Origin of the sequence: Empedobacter brevis (assembly GCF_965118635.1) — a bacterium.
Lineage (GTDB): Bacteria > Bacteroidota > Bacteroidia > Flavobacteriales > Weeksellaceae > Empedobacter > Empedobacter brevis_A.
This window is the reverse complement of sequence record NZ_CBCPHV010000004.1, coordinates 294,403-312,829: the sequence shown is the minus strand read 5'-3', so window position 1 is coordinate 312,829 and position 18,427 is coordinate 294,403. Positions and strand designations below refer to the sequence as shown.

14 protein-coding genes are annotated in these 18,427 nt (G+C 32.8%); 7 read left to right on the top strand and 7 right to left on the bottom strand.

The window, feature by feature from the left end; genetic code table 11:
• Nucleotide 1 precedes the first annotated feature (1 nt).
• The gene (gene folE, locus ACMHJW_RS07830; RefSeq protein ID WP_219033828.1) at nucleotides 2-679 is read right to left on the bottom strand and encodes a GTP cyclohydrolase I FolE; all 678 of its coding nucleotides are present in this window, start codon (nucleotides 677-679) and stop codon (nucleotides 2-4) included.
• A gap of 140 nt (nucleotides 680-819) precedes the next feature.
• Between folE and hutH the strand changes: the two genes are divergently transcribed.
• The 5 genes from hutH (at nucleotide 820) to ACMHJW_RS07805 (ending at nucleotide 6,110) form a co-directional block, all read left to right on the top strand.
• A complete protein-coding gene (gene hutH / locus ACMHJW_RS07825) occupies nucleotides 820-2,325 on the top strand; it encodes a histidine ammonia-lyase (RefSeq protein WP_413532851.1) in 1,506 nt (501 codons plus the stop codon).
• A 40-nt stretch (nucleotides 2,326-2,365) separates the two neighbouring features.
• The gene (locus tag ACMHJW_RS07820) at nucleotides 2,366-2,743 is read left to right on the top strand and encodes a DUF2809 domain-containing protein (protein ID WP_413532850.1); all 378 of its coding nucleotides are present in this window, start codon (nucleotides 2,366-2,368) and stop codon (nucleotides 2,741-2,743) included.
• Between the two features lie 44 nt (nucleotides 2,744-2,787).
• Complete coding sequence (locus ACMHJW_RS07815) at nucleotides 2,788-4,767, top strand: urocanate hydratase (RefSeq protein WP_413532849.1); 1,980 nt, start codon at nucleotides 2,788-2,790, stop codon at nucleotides 4,765-4,767.
• A gap of 163 nt (nucleotides 4,768-4,930) precedes the next feature.
• Nucleotides 4,931-5,803 (top strand): pirin family protein, encoded by an 873-nt coding sequence (locus ACMHJW_RS07810; RefSeq protein WP_413532848.1) that lies wholly within the window; start codon nucleotides 4,931-4,933, stop codon nucleotides 5,801-5,803.
• A 25-nt stretch (nucleotides 5,804-5,828) separates the two neighbouring features.
• Nucleotides 5,829-6,110 (top strand): GNAT family N-acetyltransferase, encoded by a 282-nt coding sequence (locus tag ACMHJW_RS07805; protein WP_413532847.1) that lies wholly within the window; start codon nucleotides 5,829-5,831, stop codon nucleotides 6,108-6,110.
• 41 nt (nucleotides 6,111-6,151) lie between these two features.
• On the opposite strand, the gene ggt is transcribed toward ACMHJW_RS07805, so the two are convergent.
• The 6 genes from ggt to ACMHJW_RS07775 all read right to left on the bottom strand — a co-directional run bounded on the left by ggt (nucleotide 6,152) and on the right by ACMHJW_RS07775 (nucleotide 16,355).
• The gene (ggt, locus tag ACMHJW_RS07800; protein ID WP_413532846.1) at nucleotides 6,152-7,819 is read right to left on the bottom strand and encodes a gamma-glutamyltransferase; all 1,668 of its coding nucleotides are present in this window, start codon (nucleotides 7,817-7,819) and stop codon (nucleotides 6,152-6,154) included.
• 80 nt (nucleotides 7,820-7,899) lie between these two features.
• A complete protein-coding gene (locus ACMHJW_RS07795) occupies nucleotides 7,900-10,701 on the bottom strand; it encodes a TonB-dependent receptor (protein ID WP_413532845.1) in 2,802 nt (933 codons plus the stop codon).
• Nucleotides 10,702-10,941: 240 nt separating this feature from the next.
• Nucleotides 10,942-13,983, bottom strand: a complete 3,042-nt coding sequence (infB, locus tag ACMHJW_RS07790; RefSeq protein WP_413532844.1) for a translation initiation factor IF-2 — start codon at nucleotides 13,981-13,983, stop codon at nucleotides 10,942-10,944.
• 63 nt (nucleotides 13,984-14,046) lie between these two features.
• A complete protein-coding gene (gene nusA / locus ACMHJW_RS07785) occupies nucleotides 14,047-15,282 on the bottom strand; it encodes a transcription termination factor NusA (protein WP_413532843.1) in 1,236 nt (411 codons plus the stop codon).
• A 15-nt stretch (nucleotides 15,283-15,297) separates the two neighbouring features.
• Entirely contained in the window at nucleotides 15,298-15,759 is a 462-nt protein-coding gene (rimP, locus tag ACMHJW_RS07780) for a ribosome assembly cofactor RimP (protein ID WP_413532842.1), read from the bottom strand.
• A gap of 110 nt (nucleotides 15,760-15,869) precedes the next feature.
• Nucleotides 15,870-16,355 carry a DUF456 domain-containing protein gene (locus tag ACMHJW_RS07775; protein ID WP_413532841.1) on the bottom strand — a complete coding sequence of 162 codons (486 nt, stop codon included), beginning with the start codon at nucleotides 16,353-16,355 and terminating at the stop codon, nucleotides 15,870-15,872.
• Between the two features lie 75 nt (nucleotides 16,356-16,430).
• On the opposite strand from ACMHJW_RS07775, the gene ACMHJW_RS07770 reads away from it, so the two are divergent.
• A complete protein-coding gene (locus tag ACMHJW_RS07770; protein WP_413532840.1) occupies nucleotides 16,431-17,690 on the top strand; it encodes a mechanosensitive ion channel family protein in 1,260 nt (419 codons plus the stop codon).
• Nucleotides 17,691-17,699: 9 nt separating this feature from the next.
• Entirely contained in the window at nucleotides 17,700-18,425 is a 726-nt protein-coding gene (locus ACMHJW_RS07765) for a pyridoxine 5'-phosphate synthase (protein ID WP_413532839.1), read from the top strand.
• Nucleotides 18,426-18,427 lie beyond the last annotated feature (2 nt).

Genomic DNA, 18,427 nt, shown 5'->3' with positions numbered 1-18,427 from the left:
TTTAAACATTGAAAGGAGTTTTCATTCCGATATACGAAATAAACTCTTTTCTTAATTGCTCACTTTCTTTAAAAGCTCCTCCAAATTCAGCTGTAACTGTACTTGATTCGATATCTTTGATTCCGCGCGAATTTACACATAAATGTTTCGCATCAATAATACATGCAACATCGTCTGTACCTAATGCTTCTTGCATTGCTTTTACAATTTGCATTGTCAAACGCTCTTGTACTTGCGGACGTTTTGCATAATATTCTACAATACGATTCATTTTAGACAATCCGATTACTTTCCCTTTCGAGATATAACCAACATGTGCACGTCCAACAATTGGTAAAAAGTGATGTTCGCAAGTCGAATAAACTACGATATCCTTTTCAACCAACATTTGATTGTAGTTGTATTTATTTTCAAAAGTTGACATTCCAGGCTTACGCTCTGGCAATAAACCACCAAAAATTTCTTTTACGAACATTTTCGCAACACGTTTTGGCGTTCCTTTCAAACTATCATCTGTTAAATCTAAGCCTAAAGTTTCCATGATGTTACGGAAATCCGCTTCTATCTTTTCCACTTTTTCTTCAGCAGACAACTCAAATGCATCAGCTCTCAAAGGCGTTTCTAAGTTTGCTGACATATGGTCGTCCCCCATTTCGTCATGAAGATGTTTATCACACATTACATAAAAATTTTAGCAAATTTATAAAAGATAGTGTTATAAAACCTTATCAAATATCAATTATTACAATTGAAATGATTACTATCTTTTATCAAATCAATGAAAAGGTTATCTTTGATGTATCACAAATTAAAAAAATGATGAAAAAAACTTACGGTATCGATTTTCTTTCCTTTGAGGATTACAAAGGAATCAAAGAAGGAAAAATTGAAATTGAACTTAGCGAAGCAAGTAAACAACAAATTTTAAAATCGCAACAAAATGTTGCTAAAATTGTTGCTTCTGGACAAACTGTTTATGGAATTAATACTGGTTTTGGACCTCTTTGCGATACAAAAATATCTGAAGAAGAAACACGTCAACTTCAACATAATTTGTTAATAAGTCACGCTGTTGGTGTTGGAAATCCTATCAAAAAGGAAATTTCTAAAACTATGCTAATCGCAAAAGCACATGCTTTATCAAAAGGATATTCGGGTGTAACGCTAGATGTAGTAGAACGAATTTTATTAATGGTTGAAAAAGATATTATTCCTGTTGTTCCAGAAAAAGGTTCTGTAGGTGCTTCGGGAGATTTAGCTCCTTTATCCCACTTATTTTTACCTTTAATTGGAGAAGGAAAAGTTTGGGATGGCGATACAATTATTTCGACTAAAGAAGCTCTAGCAAAACACAATTTGCAACCTTTACAACTTTCAGCAAAAGAAGGATTAGGATTAATAAATGGAACACAATTCATTTTATCTCATGCTTTAAATGGATTAGAAAAATTCGAATATCTATTGAATTTAGCTGACGTTGCAGGAGCTTTATCTTTGGAAGCTTACGAAGGTTCTCCTCGTCCATTCGAAGAAGAATTGCATAAAGTTCGTCCATTCAAAGGAACATTATTAGTTGCTGAACGCATGCGAAATTTATTAAAAGGTTCTGAAATCGCTTTTTCTCATGCAGAATGTGGTCGTGTACAAGATCCTTATTCGTTACGTTGTATGCCACAAGTTCATGGTGCATCTCGAAATGCATTTTTTCATTTACAAGAATTGGCTGAAATTGAATTAAATTCTGTTACAGATAATCCAATCGTTGTTTCGGACGAAGAAGCTATTTCAGGAGGAAACTTCCATGGACAACCATTAGCAATGGTTTTGGATTATGCAACAATTGCGGCTTCAGAATTAGGAAATATTTCTGATCGTCGTCAATATTTATTAATCGAAGGAAAATATGGTTTGCCTAAATTATTAACTGAAAGTTCTGGTTTAAATTCTGGTTACATGATTCCTCAATATACTTCAGCTGCACTTTGTACAGAAAACAAAACATTATGTTTCCCTGCTTCTGCAGATAGTATTCCAACTTCTTTAGGACAAGAAGATCATGTTTCTATGGGAAGTATTTCTGGACGAAAATTCAATCAAGTCTTAGATAATGTAGAACGTATTTTAGCAATCGAGTTAATGTATGCTTGTCAAGGATTAGAATTTAGAAGACCACGTAAAACAAGTCCTTTCTTGGAAGAAGTTTTTACGAAAGTTCGTTCTGTTTGTCCAAAATTAGAAGACGATCGTTTAATTGGAGATGATATTAACAATATTATCGATTTATTACAAACTGATGATTTCAAGAAATTAATTCTAAGTTTTTAATTTCTTTTGTATTCAAATCTCTAAAACCTATAAAATATAAATGTTCAAATTCGATAAAAAATCATTCATCATTGCAATTATAATTTTCTTGATAGAAGTTATCATTGCTTTATACATCAAAGACAAAATCATTCGCCCTTTCGTGGGAGATATTTTAGTTGTTATTTTTATGTATTATTTCATCAAAGCATTTATCAACACAAAAGCCATTTACATTGCTATTTTCACATTAATATTTTCTTTTATTGTAGAAATTCTTCAATATTTCAATTTTGTAGAGCTGATTGGTTTAGGACATAATAAAGCTGCTCGAATAATCATCGGAACATCATTTTCATGGATCGATTTATTATGTTATTTCATAGGTTTTATCCTATTATTTTTGATCGATAAAGATTTAAAAAAGACAAAAGTTTAATTTTAAATCATTCAGAATTTATATTTTTATAAAAAACACAAAAAATGACTTTTCAAGAACAAATAAAACAAGGAATCCCTTCTGTTTTACCTCAAAAAAAAGACAGAGATCCTAATATAAGTCACGCGCCAAAGCGTAAAGAAATATTATCAGAAGACGAAAAAAAATTAGCATTAAAAAATGCTTTACGTTATTTCGATCCAAAAGATCATGCAGAATTAATTCCTGAATTTAAACAAGAATTAGAAGATTACGGAAGAATTTACATGTATCGATTGATGCCTGATTACAAAATTTTCGCACGTCCAATTACAGATTATCCAGGAAATTCTGAACAAGCAAAAGCTATTCAATTAATGATTCAGAATAATCTAGATCATGCTGTTGCTCAGCATCCAGAAGAATTAATTACATATGGTGGAAATGGTGCTGTTTTTCAAAACTGGGCACAATATCTATTAACGATGAAATATCTGTCTGAAATGACAGACGAACAAACCTTGGTAATGTATTCTGGGCATCCAATGGGATTATTTCCTTCGCACAAAAATGCTCCGCGCGTTGTTGTTACAAATGGAATGGTGATTCCTAATTATTCGAAACCAGATGATTGGGAAAAGATGAACGCTTTAGGCGTTTCTCAATATGGACAAATGACTGCAGGAAGTTATATGTACATTGGTCCTCAAGGAATTGTTCATGGAACAACAATTACAGTTTTGAATGGTTGTCGTAAAATTGATAACGAAGGTACTGCTGGAAAACTATTTGTAACTGCCGGACTTGGTGGAATGTCTGGAGCACAGCCAAAAGCTGGAAATATAGCAGGAGTTGTTTCTGTTACAGCTGAAGTAAATCCTGCTGCAACTTACAAAAGACACGAACAAGGCTGGGTAGATGAAGTCATTACAGATTTAGATGAATTGGTTGATCGTGTTCGTAAAGCCAAAGAAAATAAAGAAGTTGTTTCAATCGCTTATGATGGAAATGTAGTAGATGTTTGGGAAAAATTTGACCAAGAAAATCTATACATCGATTTAGGTTCAGATCAAACATCATTGCATAATCCTTGGGCTGGTGGTTATTATCCTGTTGGTTTATCATTTGAAGAAGCCAATGAAATGATGGCAAATAATCCAGAATTATTCAAAGAAAAAGTACAAGAATCATTACGTCGTCATGCAGAATCTGTGAACAAGCATACCAAAAAAGGAACTTATTTCTTCGATTATGGAAATGCTTTTTTATTAGAAGCTTCTCGTGCTGGCGCTGATGTAATGGCTGATAATAATATTGATTTCAAATATCCTTCATATGTTCAAGATATTATGGGACCAATGTGTTTCGATTTCGGATTCGGACCTTTCCGTTGGGTTTGTACATCTGGAAAACCAGAAGATTTACAAAGAACAGATGAAATTGCTTGTCAAGTTTTAGAGGAAATCATGCAACATTCCCCAAAAGAAATTCAGCAACAAATGCAAGATAATATTACGTGGATAAAAGGTGCACAAGAAAACAAATTAGTTGTTGGTTCGCAAGCTCGTATTTTATATGCTGATGCAGAAGGAAGAATGAAAATTGCGAAAGCTTTTAATGAAGCAATTGCGAAAGGAGAAATCGGACCAGTTGTTTTAGGACGCGATCATCATGATGTTTCAGGAACAGATTCTCCTTTCAGAGAAACATCTAACATTTATGATGGTTCAAAATTTACAGCTGATATGGCAATTCATAATGTTATTGGAGATAGTTTCCGTGGAGCAACTTGGGTTTCTATTCACAACGGCGGTGGCGTTGGTTGGGGAGAAGTTATTAACGGTGGATTCGGAATGTTATTAGATGGTTCTTTTGATGCTGAACAACGATTAAAATCAATGTTGCATTGGGATGTAAATAACGGAATCGCTCGTCGCTCTTGGGCAAGAAACGAAGAAGCTATTTTTGCAATAAAACGCGCAATGGAAAACGAACCTTTGTTAAAGGTTACATTGCCTAATCTAGTTGATGAAGATTTATTGTAAATATCAACTTTAAATATTAAAAGACTAAAAGCATCTCAATTGAGATGCTTTTAGTCTTTATTTAGTAAACTTCTTCTCATTAACTCTCAATCACTTCTTAACTTACATCAATATAATCAAGTATTTAGCTTCGTAAATTTGTATAACAAAAGAAAAAATTATTATGAATACAAAAAATATAGAAGTTATAATTGCACCAAGAGAACCTCATTTTGTAGGAGATGGATTTCGAGTTCACAATTTTATTCCAAGTGGTTATCATTTAGATATGAAAAGAATGGATCCATTTATAATGTTGGATTATAGTTCTAAATTTAATTTTCCTCCAACTGATAAACCAAAAGGTGTTGGTGTTCATCCTCATCGTGGTTTCGAAACTGTAACAATTTCTTACGAAGGAAGCGTTTCTCATCAAGATAGTTCTGGAGGAGGAGGAACAATTCATCAAGGTGATGTACAATGGATGACGGCTGCTTCGGGAGTTTTACACAAAGAATATCATGCTGAAGAATTTTATAAAAAAGGCGGAATATTTCAAATGGTTCAATTGTGGGTAAATCTACCTTCGAAAGATAAAATGAGTTCGCCAAAATATCAAGCTATTGAGCATAATTCTATTCCGATTGTTGAAGTAGAAAATGGTTTTGTAGAAGTTATTGCTGGTGAATATAATCAAACAAAAGGTGCAGCTTCTACGTTTTCACCAATTCATATGTTGAATGCTAAATTGAATGAAGGCGGAAAAGCTAATTTTAGTTTTCCTGCGAATTATAACACATTTTTATTAGTTATCGAAGGCGAAATAAAAGTGAATGAGCAAGAAATAGTTCCGACAGATCATTTATTATTGTTCGAAAACGAAGGAGAAGATTTTACAATAGAAGCAACTGAAAAAAGCGTGGTATTAATTTTGAGCGGAGAACCTCTTAATGAACCAATCGCATCTTACGGACCTTTTGTAATGAATACACAAGAAGAAATCCGTCAAGCTTTTGAAGATTTTAATAACGGAAAATTTGGTACTTTAGAAGATTAATCATTTTCATAAAAAATAAAAACTGATGGAAATTAAACAAATAGATGATAAAAAAAATGGTGCTTTTATCGTTTTAGATGGCGATAAAAAAGCTGGAGAAATGACATATGTTTGGGCTAGTAATGATAAAATAATTATTGATCATACAGAAGTTGATGAAGCATATGGCGGACAAGGTGTTGGCAAAAAAGCATTATTAAGCTTGGTTGATTGGGTTCGAAAAGAAAACATAAAAGTTATTCCTTTGTGTCCATTTGCGAAAGCTCAGTTTGATAAAAACACAGAAATTAAAGACGTTTTATCTTAAAAATAAAAGGCTATTCAAAATATGAATAGCCTTTTTTATTATTAATATCCCACAGCTTTGTCATCTCCTCTTGGATCTGCTCCTGCTTGATATGTTCCGTCTTTGTTAACCAATATTCCTTCTACTTTACCATAAGGTTTGCGTTCTTTCAAAACATAACCTTTTTTCTTTAAAGATTCTCGAACGTTTTCAGAAATAGCAGTTGGTTCGTAATCGATTTGATCTGGTAACCATTGATGATGAAATCTTGGTGCAGCAACAGCTTCTTGCATTGTCATTCCGAAATCAACTACATTCAAAATTGCCTGAAAAACTGATGTAATAATCGTAGAACCTCCTGGAGTTCCAACAACCATAAACAATTTTCCATCTTTCTCTAAAATAGAAGGTGTCATCGAACTTAACATTCTTTTCGAAGGTTGTATTGCATTTGCTTTTCCTCCAACTAATCCATATAAATTTGGCGTTCCTGGTTTTACCGAAAAATCATCCATTTGATCATTCAACAAAAATCCTGCTCCATCTACAACAACCAAAGATCCGTACGAATTATTAAGCGTTGTTGTAACAGAAGCAGCATTTCCATCTTTATCAACAATTACATAATGCGTAGTTTCCATTGATTCTTTTCCTATAACTTCTCCTGGTTTTATTGCAGAACTCAAAGTTGCTTTATCAAACGAAAAATCTTTCATTCGATTAACATTATAATTTTTATCCAACAATTGTTTTTGCGGAACTTTTATAAAATCTGGATCACCTAAATGTTCAGCACGATCAGCATAAACACGACGTTCTGCTTCAACCATTACTTGAATTGTAGAATCTGACTGAAATCCCCATTTGTTAATTGGATAATCTTCGATTGATTGAAACAATGAAATCAATGCAATTCCTCCACTTGAAGGCGGTGGCATCGAAATAACTTTATAACCTTTATAATTTCCTGAAACTGGAGTTCTCCAAACAGATTGATAATCTTTCAAATCTTTATATGAAATAATTCCATTTCCACGTTTCATTTCATTCACAATCAAATCAGCAGTTTTTCCTTCATAAAAACCTGCTCGACCTTTTTTCTGAATTAATTTTAATGTTTTTGCTAAATCTTTTTGAACTAATAAATCACCTTCATTCCAAGTAGCTTTAGAAGTTAAAGCATTTGTTTTCGAATTGTATTTAACAAAATCATTGTGTTTATTTGTTAATTCAGTTGCTTGTCTTTTTGTAATTTTGAATCCTTTTTGAGCTAAATTAATTGCAGGTTGCACTAATTCTTTCCAATTCAATTTTCCGTATTTTTCATGTGCTTTCACCATTCCATCTACAGTTCCTGGAACTCCAGCCGAAAATTGTCCGTATAAACTAAGCTCTTTTATTGCATTTCCGTCTTTATCCCAATACATATCTTCGGATGCTTTCAAAGGTGCTTTTTCACGATAATCCAATGCATCTATTTTTCCTTTTGCATCGCGATAAACTAAAAATCCACCGCCACCAATATTTCCTGCATTTGGATAAACAACAGCCAAAGCAAACTGAACGGCGATTGAAGCATCAATTGCATTCCCTCCTTTTTGTAAAATTTCAACTCCAACTTTTGAAGCTTCGGGATGAGCTGTTACAACAACTCCATTTTTATATGATTCTTGAGCACTTAAATTAATAATTGCGAAGAATGATAATATTACGAATGATATTTTTTTCATAAAATATGATTTAAAACAAAATTACCAAACCTCTATCAAAAGCGATAAAGATTTGGTAAAAAAATTATATATTATTTCGATTATAAATTCAATGATAAACGAGCGAAAGCAAATCTTCCTCCTGTTCCAAATTGTTGTCCAGTACGTGAATATACAAAATATCCAGCTCCTCTATTTCCTCCAATTTTGGTTTGATCTGGATAGATGTCAAATAAATTATTTGCACCAATTGTTAATGAAATATTTTTATTGAAAGCATAACCCAAACTTAAATCAGTTACAACTTTTGCGCTAAATGTTTGTGCATCGGCAATTGTATTTGTTGCCGCATCAACTTGTCCGAAATATACATTTCTCAAATAAACATTCCATTTATCAAGTGAATAATTGAAAGATAAATTAATTTTTGTACGAGGAACGGCAGATTCTAAATATATACGGCTTGAACGATCAAAATAAGTTGATTCTTTTCCTTTCAACAAATCTGAAGCATGAACACCTCCAACCGCACTTGTTTTACTAAATGTTGCAGATAAATCTCCACGTAATTTTCCTCTTCCTAATCGATCTTGATAAGTTAAAACAACATCTAAACCTTTTGTTTCTGTATCAATTGCATTGGCAAAGAAACGTGCAGAAGTTGCATTTGCTTGTTGTAATAATTCATAAATTTCTTTATCTTGAGCAGAAGCTGTTGGCGAATTGCTTCCTGTGAATGCTCCTGTATAAATTATTCGATCGTCAATTCTAATGAAATATCCGTCAACGCTTAATTTAAATTTTCCCCAATTTGCTGTAACACCAGCCGAAACACTTTTTGATTTTTCTTCGTTTAATTGTGGAATTCCTAACAATTTTGCAGCTCGGCTATCATTTGTAAATGTTCCTGAATTTGAAATAACTCCTTCTTGAAAAACACTTGATGTTGCACTAAAATATAATTGATGCAAAGATGGCGCTCTGAAACCTGTACTTGCTGCTGCTCTTAGCACATAGTTTCCTAATTTATATCGTGTTGAAATCTTTCCATTTAATGTTGAACCAAAATCTGAATAATCTTCATATCGTACAGCAGCAGCTACTAAAAAGTCTTTTGTAAAATTGAATTCTGTATCTAAATATGCTGCTACTGAATGACGACTTGCATTCACTTCATTTGCTGGTAAAAAACCAGGAAAAGCTTGTGCTCCTCCTCCTAAAGCTGTTCCGTTTGCAGCAAATAAAGTATTTATGTTTCCATTAAAATCTTGTACATAGATTGGTTTTCCATTTCCATCTACTCCAATCTGACGAGCTTTACCATAATTTGCATAAGAAGCTTCTTCACCACCTACGATTTGATAATCTTCGTAACGGAATTCTGCTCCAAAAGCAACATTAATTCCTGCTAAAGCATCATCAAAAAATCGTGTAAAATCTAAATTTGTCGTATTTTGAGTAAAACGATATCCGCCCGCTTCAAAAGAAGTTGGAGAAGAATCTTTCATTGATGCATTTACTGTATTTTTAACTCCAAAATCGATTGTATTATTTCCATAAGTATTCGAAAAATCAACTTTCCATCCATTAATTTCACTACGAATTCCTGCTGATAAAGAACGATCGTAATTGTTTGTTTGGATTAATGGCAAATATCCATTCGGATAAATTGATGCAACTGTTTGATGCAATTGAGCTGGCTGACGACGAAAAGCTGCTGATTCTCCTAAACGATAATTTAATCCTCCAAAAGCATAAATTTCTGTTTTATCTGAAACTGGAAAAAGTGAATTAATAAAAATTGCTCCTCCTTCATTTTTCGATTGTCCGATACGAGATACATAATCTGAACGCGTTTCTCCACGACGAGCTAATTCTTCTTCTGTAATATCTTTTCCTGTTGGATTTGGATATAAATCAGGGCGATTATAATCAGAGAAAATTGTTCCTGTAAATTCTTTTTGACGATTGAATGGTTCGCGTTTATCATAAGAACCTGCAACATTTACAAATCCTCCTTTTTCACCAACTTTTACACCATAATTTACATTTGCTTGAAATGTTTCTCCATCAAAATTATCTTTTGCATTTCTAGAAAGATTTCCTCCATACGAAATAGATGCGCGCAATTTATCTGTAGAATCTTCTAAAACAATATTTATAACACCTGCAATTGCATCAGATCCGTATTGTGCAGCTGCACCATCGCGAAGAATTTCTATTCTTTTGATTGCCGAAGTTGGAATGGCATTCAAATCTGTTCCTACAGATCCTTTACCAAACGATCCATTGATATTTACCAATGATGTTGTATGACGACGTTTTCCATTAATCAAAACTAAAACTTGATCAGGACCTAAACCTCTTAAAGAAGCAGGATCAATATGATCTGTTCCATCTGAAATAACTTGTGTATTCGAACTAAATGAAGGCGCAACATAATTTAAGATTTGATTCAAAGAAACTTGTCCTACATCTTTTGTTACATCTTTGATATCGATAACATCTATTGGTGTTGAAGAATCTAATTGTGTTCGTCCAACGCTACGAGAACCAATTAAAACAACCTCACTTAAATCCGTTTCTGAATTAATTGGTTGTAAAAAGAAATCTAAAGAAACTTCATTTTCATCAATCACATTAACAGTTTGTGTTTGTGAAGGTTCTCCAATTTTTGAAACAATTATTTCGTACTTTCCTGGCTCAAGAGTTAACTGATACAATCCGTTTTCATCTGTAGTCGTTGTTATATTCGTACCTTTTACATTAACTGTTGCTAAATCAATTGGTCCATTTACATCTTCTACTGTTCCTGTAACTTTTGTTTGAGCAAATAAAAATGTACCACCGAATAATGTAGAAAGTAAAAATATCTTTTTGAGCGAGTCAAGTTTCTTGTTCATTTTTTATCAATTTTAAAGTCTATCAAATTTATAGACTTTATAGAATATAAAACAAATTTATTTTAAATAAAATAGAAGAAAACTTTAAATAAGTGTTAAAAACGAATATTATTCTGAAGAATAATTGAATAATAAATTTTAATTCTACCAAAATACTATAGTTTAATAATTGATAGAATTTATTTCATAAAAAAAGGAGCTCATAAATGAGCTCCTTTTAAATTATTTATTCAAAATTGATTATTTCAATTTCTTTTTAACTTCTACAGTTTCGTAAGCTTCAATAATGTCACCTACTTGAATATCGTTAAAGTTTTTAATGTTAAGACCACATTCGTAACCTTTGTTCACTTCTTTCACGTCATCTTTGAAACGTTTCAATGAAGCTAATTCACCATCGTGTATAACAACTCCGTCACGGATTATACGGATTTTTGAGTTTCTGAAAACTTTACCATCCAATACCATACATCCTGCAATAGTACCTACTTTCGTTACTTTGAATGTTTCACGAACTTCGATATTACCTGTAACTTGTTCTTTCAACTCTGGAGATAACATTCCTTCCATCGCTTCTTTAATCTCCTCGATCGCAGCATAGATGATAGAATAAGTTCTAATTTCAACTTCTTCTTTTTCTGCAATTTCACGAGCAGATCCTCCAGGACGAACATTAAATCCGATAATGATTGCATCAGATGCAGATGCTAATAATACATCAGATTCTGTAATTTGCCCAACACCTTTGTGTAAGATATTAACAATAATTTCTTCTGTCGAAAGTTTTTGTAATGAATCTGTTAATGCTTCTACAGAACCATCTACATCCCCTTTCAAGATAATATTTAATTCTTTAAAGTCTCCTAAAGCAATACGACGTCCAATTTCATCAAGTGTAATATGTTTTTGCGTACGAATTGTTTGCTCACGTTGTAATTGATCTCTACGAGTTGCAATTTGTTTCGCCTCGCGTTCGTCTTCATATACTTTAAACTTATCACCTGCTGTTGGTGCACCTGCTAAACCTAATATTGTAACTGGTGTTGATGGACCTGCAACTTTTACGTTGTTACCACGTTCATCTAACATTGCACGTACTTTACCATGGTGAGATCCTGCTAATACATAATCTCCAATATGTAATGTACCTGTTTGTACAATAATTGTTGAAACATATCCACGTCCTTTATCTAATGCAGCTTCTACAACTGTACCAGATGCTTTACGTTTTGGATTAGCTTTAAGATCTAATACCTCAGCTTCTAATAATACTTTTTCTAATAAATCTTCTACTCCTAAACCAGATTTAGCTGAGATTTCTTGAGATTGGTAAGTACCACCCCAATCCTCTACTAATAAGTTCATTTGAGCTAATTGCTCTTTTACTTTTTCTGGATTAGCTGCTGGTTTATCAACTTTATTAATTGCAAATATCATTGGAACTCCTGCTGCTTGTGCGTGAGAGATTGCCTCACGAGTTTGTGGCATGATTTGATCATCGGCAGCAATCACAATAATTGCAATATCTGTTACTTGAGCACCACGAGCACGCATCGCTGTAAAGGCTTCGTGACCTGGAGTATCTAAGAATGCTACACGTTTACCACTTGGCAATGTTACATTGTATGCACCAATATGTTGTGTAATACCTCCTGATTCACCTGCAATTACATTTGCTTTACGAATATAATCTAATAAAGATGTTTTACCGTGGTCAACGTGTCCCATTACAGTTACAATTGGCGCACGAGTTATTAAATCTTCTTCGTTATCGATTTCTTCTTCTTCAGTTGAGATTTCTTCTTCAGCATTAGCAAATACTGCTTCATATCCGAAATCATCTGCAACTAATTGAATAGTATCAGCTTCTAGACGTTGGTTCATGGTAACCATGATTCCCAATGACATACACGCAGAAATAATTTCTGTAACAGAAACATCCATTAACGAAGCTAATTCGTTAACCGTTACAAATTCTGTTACTTGTAAAGTTTTGTCCATGTCCATTGCTTCTTGCTCTTGCTCAGCAAATTCACGACGTTCTTTACGTTTATCTCTTCTATGTTTTGCTCCTTTAGATCCTTTACCTTTATTTGTAAGTTTATCTAAAGTATCTTTAATTTGTTTTTTAACATCTTCGTCAGAAAGTTCTACCTGAGGAACTCTTGGACCTCTGTTATTACCTCCTCTAAAGTTTCCACCACCTTGGCGATTTCCACCACCTTGACGATTTCCTCCGCCTTGACGGTTGTTGTTATTTCCTCCACCATGGTTATTACCACCTCCTTGACGGTTGTTATTATTCCCACCTCCGTGGTTATTGTTTCCTCCTTGGCGGTTGTTGTTTCCTCCGTTTTCTCCAGTTTTTGCTACATCTTCTGGTTTAACGTTCTTCTGGATACGTTTACGCTTTTTCTTGTCAGCAGCATTATTGGCTCCTTTCTGATTTCCTTTTTTATCATCAGGCTTTTTCTTATCAAATTTTGATAAGTCAATTTTTGCACCTGTAAAATTAGGACCGTCTAATTTTGTATAAACAGTTTCAATTTTTTGAGGTTCAACTGCTGCTACTTCTTCAATTTCTTCTTTCTTCACTTCAGGCTTCGCTTCCGTTTTTATTTCAGGCTTTTTAACCTCTTCCGCCTTTTTAGCTTCTTCTTTCTTCACCTCTTTTTTAACTTCCGCCTTTTTAACTTCCGCCTTTTTAGGTTCTGCTTGCTCTTTTTTAGGAGCCGGAGAATCTTGCTTTTTAGGTTTACCCGTATTATTTATTTTATCAAGATCAATCACTTTTATCACTTTCGGACCTTTAGTTTCCTCTTTTGATTCAGTTTTAGGCTCAGCTTTTGGTGCTTCCTCTTTCTTGATTTCTTCTTTTTTTACCTCTGTTTTTACCGCAGGTTTTTCTACCTTGGCTTTAGGTTTTAAAGCATCTAAGTCTATTTTTCCAACAGTCTTTGGTCCTTCTAGTTCAACTTTCGTCGTTTCAATGATTTCAGGTTTCTTTTCGACTGGTTTTTCTGTTGCAGCTTTTGCTTCTGCTTCTTTTTTCTCAGCGGCTTTAATATCTGAAATTTTGTTAATGACTACTTCACCGGAAGCTTGCTTTTGTTTAGCATCAGATCGGAACTCATTAACTAAAATATCGTAAGTTGGCACATCGATTTTAGAGTTCGGATTTTTTTCTACTGTTGTACCCTTTCCTTCTAAAAAATCAACAGCTCTATCTATTGATATATTTAATTCTTTTAATACTTTACTTAATCTTATTGTTTCCGACATATGAAGCTAATCTCTTATTTTAATGTTTGCAAATGTATGAATTGTTTATGACTTGAGTATGAATTAATCTTCAAACTCTTCTTTTAATACACGGATAACTTCTAAGATTGTCTCTTCTTCTAAATCCGTACGTTTAATTAAATCATCAACATCTTGTTCTAAGATACTCTTGGCTGTATCTAGCCCGATAGCACTAAATGCTTCGATTACCCATCCATCGATTTCGTCTGAGAATTCTGATAATTCTACGTCTTCATCTTGGGCTCCTTCTCTGAAAATATCAATTTCCATTCCAACTAATTTTGAAGCTAAACGAACATTGTAACCTCCTTTACCAATTGCTTTCGATACTTCGTCTGCATTTACATAAACTAAGGCTTTGTTTTCTTCTTCATTAATTTCGATATTCGAAATTTTAGCTGGGCTTAAAGCACGTTGAATGAATAAACTTTGGTTGTTTGTGTAGTTAATTACGTCAATATTTTCATTACGTAATTCACGTACAATTGAATGGATACGGGATCCTTTCATTCCGACACAAGCTCCTACTGGATCGATACGATCATCGTAAGATTCTACTGCAACTTTTGCTTTATCTCCAGGAATACGAACTACATTTTTAATTGTAATTAATCCGTCTAAAATTTCTGGAATTTCTTGTTCAAATAATTTCTCTAAGAATTTTGGTGATGTTCTTGACAAAATAATTTGAGGTTTTGCTCCTCTTAATTTTACATCGTCAACTACGGCACGCAATGTATCTCCTTTCCTGAAAAAATCTGAAGGTATTTGATTTTCTTTTGGTAAAATCATTTCGTTTTGTTCGTCATCTATGATAATCACTTGTTTGTGACGTACATAATGAATCTCTCCCGTTACAACTTCTCCAATTAATCCTTTAAATTTCTCGTATAAGTTAGAGTTATCATGCTCCATTACTTTAGATACCAATGTTTGGCGTAATGTTAAAATAGCACGACGACCTAATGCTTCGATCGGAATTTTTTCCGATACTTCTTCACCTACTTCGAAATCTGGCTCTATTTTACGTGCTTCAGATAATTCGATATCTGTTGCATCGTCTTCTGAGAATCCATCTTCTACAACAATACGATTGTGCCAAATCTCTAAGTCTCCTTTATCAGGATTTACAATAATATCAAAGTTATCATCTGTACCATATTTCTTTTTCAAAACACTTTTTAGTGTTTCTTCTAAGATTGCCATAAGCGTGATACGGTCGATATTTTTATCGTCTTTAAAATCTCCAAAAGACTCGATTAATGCAAGATTGTCCATTAAACTTTAATTTTTTTAAAAGGTGACTTTTATAATCGCTTTCTTAATGTCAGCGTAATTTATTTTTTCTTCGTGTTCTACTGTAATTTTTCCTTTTCCTAAAGGTTTCGGTTCGCGAGCTTCCCAAAAAATTGTGACACCTTCTTCATCGGCTTCTACAATTTCACCTTCCATCACTTTGTCTTCTAGTGTAGCTTCTAAAGTTCTACCTATATTTTTCACAAATTGACGTGGCATTGTTAAGTTACTACCTACCCCAGGAGAAGAAACCTCTAATGCAAAATCACACTCTTCTCTATCAAGATTGTTTTCTACATATCGGCTTATTCTTACAATTTCTTCGACTGAAAGACCTTCGTCTCCATCTGCTAGAATAATAATTTTATCATCTGGAGTGATTTTCCAATCGATAAGAAACAATGACGGATTTTCCGCTATTGCTTCGTCTATGAGCTGTTTTACTTTACTTGAATCCATATACAACGAAAAAGAGAGCTATAACCAGCCCTCCTCCATTTACTTCTTTAAATTCTTTGCAAATATAGGTAAATATTTTTTAATGACCTAATTTCAATCATTTAATCTGATTAATTCATTAATTGATAAACAAATATTCCGATAAATATTAATGTTAATATAATATCGTAACCTGTTGTTAAAATAAATCCTACGAATGATCCAAATGCTGATTTTAGTCCTGCTTTTGGTTCTGCAGAACTAAAAATTAATTCTCCTAATAATGCCCCAATAAATGGGCCAACTATAAAACCAATTGGAGGAAAAAATAATCCGATAATCAATCCGATAACAGATCCCCAAATTCCGTATTTTGTTCCGCCTAATTTTTTGGTCATATAAGCAGGAAGGAAATAATCAAGAAGTGCGCCTAATAATACAAAAAGTCCTGCAATAATTAATGTTCCCCAAGTATAACTACAATCTCCACTGAATTTAAAAATCAATAATCCTAACAATGCTAATGATGCTCCAGGTAAAATAGGTAAGACAGTTCCTATCAAACCTACAACCAACAAAATTCCACTTATAAGATTTAGTATACTATCGTTATCCATTATTTTAGTATTTTAAAAACTGTAACTTTGCATTAATAAATCGATCAAATCTAATTTAAAACTCAATAACAGCTTATGCAAGATAAATCTTTTTATAAAGAATTTTCTGAAGGTGTGAAATTTTTTTTCGACCAAAATTTCAAAATCGATATATCTGAAAATCTTTTTATTTTTCTAGAGATTATTGCTTGGATAGCTATTCTTTTTATTTTAGATTTTGTACTAAGAGCAATTATTCTACCACTTCTGAAAAAATTAAGGAATTTTACTGAAAATGATTGGTTAAAATTTTTGTATAAAAATAAAGTATTTGTTTCTTCGATTCATCTTCTTCCAATCAGCTTTGCCTTAAGCATGAATGTTATTTTATTCGAAAGTGAAGGCAGTATTTTTCATCTTGTTCAGCGTATAACGCAACTTATTTTCTTAATTGTTTTTACGCAACTTATTTTCAGAGTTATCAATACGATTATTGATGTTTACAACGAGGAGAATAGTTATACAACTATTGGTGTGCGAACTTTTGGGCAAATGTTGAAGTTTGTTATTACATTTTTTGCTATTATTTCTGGAATAATGATTTTGTTTACGGTTGATAAAAACACGATTATTACTGTTCTCGGAGCTTTAACAGCAGCTGTTTTATTGATTTTTCGTGATGCAATTTTCGGATTTGTTTCTGGTTTGCAAATTTCTTATTCAAAAATTGTAAAAGTTGGCGATTGGATTACCGTTTCCAAAGGAGATATAGAAGGAACGGTAAAAGAAATTAATATCAACTTGGTGAAGATTGAAAAATTTGATAAATCTATTGCAACAGTTCCTACTGTAGATTTGGTAACATCGCAAGTCACAAATCATATGGCAATGTTAGCAACTGGAACGCGCCAAATAAAACGTTCTGTTTCATTTAATGTTAATTCATTTCAGTTTTGCAATGAAGAAATGCTAAATCGTTTCGAAGATATTACCTTAATTCATCAATATATTCAGCAAAAAAGACAAGAAATATCAATTTATAATCAAAATATTCAAAATTCGGATCTTGATATTAATGGTAAAAACTTGACAAATATTGGTGTTTTTAGAATTTATGTTGAACATTATTTGAAAAGCTTGAAAACTGTTTCATTAAACGATCCAATCATTGTAAAACAATTACCCGTTTCTCCACTTGGAATGCCTTTAGAAATTGGTTGTTTTACAACTTCAGCAAGTAATTTAGAATTTGAGCGAATTCAATCTGATATTTTCGATCATTTGTTAACAGCTTGTCGTAAATTTGACTTAGAAATTATGCAAAGTATTTCACTTTCTGATATTAAAAAATTATAATATAAAATCATGACTAAATTAAGTGTTAATATAAATAAAATTGCCACTATTCGTAATGCGCGTGGTGGAAATACGCCAAATCTTGTAGAAGCGGCAATCAAAATTCAGGAATTTGGAGGACAAGGAATTACCATTCATCCTCGTCCAGATGAACGTCATATTCGTTATCAAGATGTATATGATTTAAAACCTGTTGTAACAACAGAATTTAATATCGAAGGAAAACCAATTGATAGTTTTATAGAATTGGTTCTAAAATCGAAACCAGAACAAGTTACATTAGTTCCTGACGCTGAAGATGCAATAACATCTAATGCTGGTTGGGATACAATAAAACATCAAGATTATTTAACGGATGTGATTAAAACTTTTAAAGATGCAGGAATCAGAACATCTATTTTTTTAGATCCAAATCCTGATTTAGTAGAAGCTGCTGCTAAAACGGGAGCCGATAGAATAGAATTGTATACAGAAGAATTTGCAACACAATATGGTTTGGGAAATCTTCAAGCAATCGATCCATACAAAGTAACTGCTAAATTAGCTATTGAAAATGGTTTGGCTGTAAATGCTGGGCATGATTTGAGTCTAGATAATATTGAATTTTTCATTCGAGAAATTCCAACAATTGCAGAAGTTTCAATTGGTCATGCATTAATTTCTGAAGCATTGTATTTAGGTTTAGAAAATACAATACAAGCTTATTTACGTAAAATTGAATTAGCAAATTTGTAAAA

Coding starts and splice junctions, on each gene's coding strand:
- nusA (WP_413532843.1), bottom strand. CDS start 15,282: ATGGACAATCTTGCATTAATCGAGTCTTTTGGAGATTTTAAAGACGAT.
- folE (WP_219033828.1), bottom strand. CDS start 679: ATGTGTGATAAACATCTTCATGACGAAATGGGGGACGACCATATGTCA.
- infB (WP_413532844.1), bottom strand. CDS start 13,983: ATGTCGGAAACAATAAGATTAAGTAAAGTATTAAAAGAATTAAATATA.
- ACMHJW_RS07775 (WP_413532841.1), bottom strand. CDS start 16,355: ATGGATAACGATAGTATACTAAATCTTATAAGTGGAATTTTGTTGGTT.
- hutH (WP_413532851.1), top strand. CDS start 820: ATGAAAAAAACTTACGGTATCGATTTTCTTTCCTTTGAGGATTACAAA.
- ACMHJW_RS07770 (WP_413532840.1), top strand. CDS start 16,431: ATGCAAGATAAATCTTTTTATAAAGAATTTTCTGAAGGTGTGAAATTT.
- ACMHJW_RS07765 (WP_413532839.1), top strand. CDS start 17,700: ATGACTAAATTAAGTGTTAATATAAATAAAATTGCCACTATTCGTAAT.
- ACMHJW_RS07795 (WP_413532845.1), bottom strand. CDS start 10,701: ATGAACAAGAAACTTGACTCGCTCAAAAAGATATTTTTACTTTCTACA.
- rimP (WP_413532842.1), bottom strand. CDS start 15,759: ATGGATTCAAGTAAAGTAAAACAGCTCATAGACGAAGCAATAGCGGAA.
- ACMHJW_RS07810 (WP_413532848.1), top strand. CDS start 4,931: ATGAATACAAAAAATATAGAAGTTATAATTGCACCAAGAGAACCTCAT.
- ACMHJW_RS07805 (WP_413532847.1), top strand. CDS start 5,829: ATGGAAATTAAACAAATAGATGATAAAAAAAATGGTGCTTTTATCGTT.
- ACMHJW_RS07820 (WP_413532850.1), top strand. CDS start 2,366: ATGTTCAAATTCGATAAAAAATCATTCATCATTGCAATTATAATTTTC.
- ACMHJW_RS07815 (WP_413532849.1), top strand. CDS start 2,788: ATGACTTTTCAAGAACAAATAAAACAAGGAATCCCTTCTGTTTTACCT.
- ggt (WP_413532846.1), bottom strand. CDS start 7,819: ATGAAAAAAATATCATTCGTAATATTATCATTCTTCGCAATTATTAAT.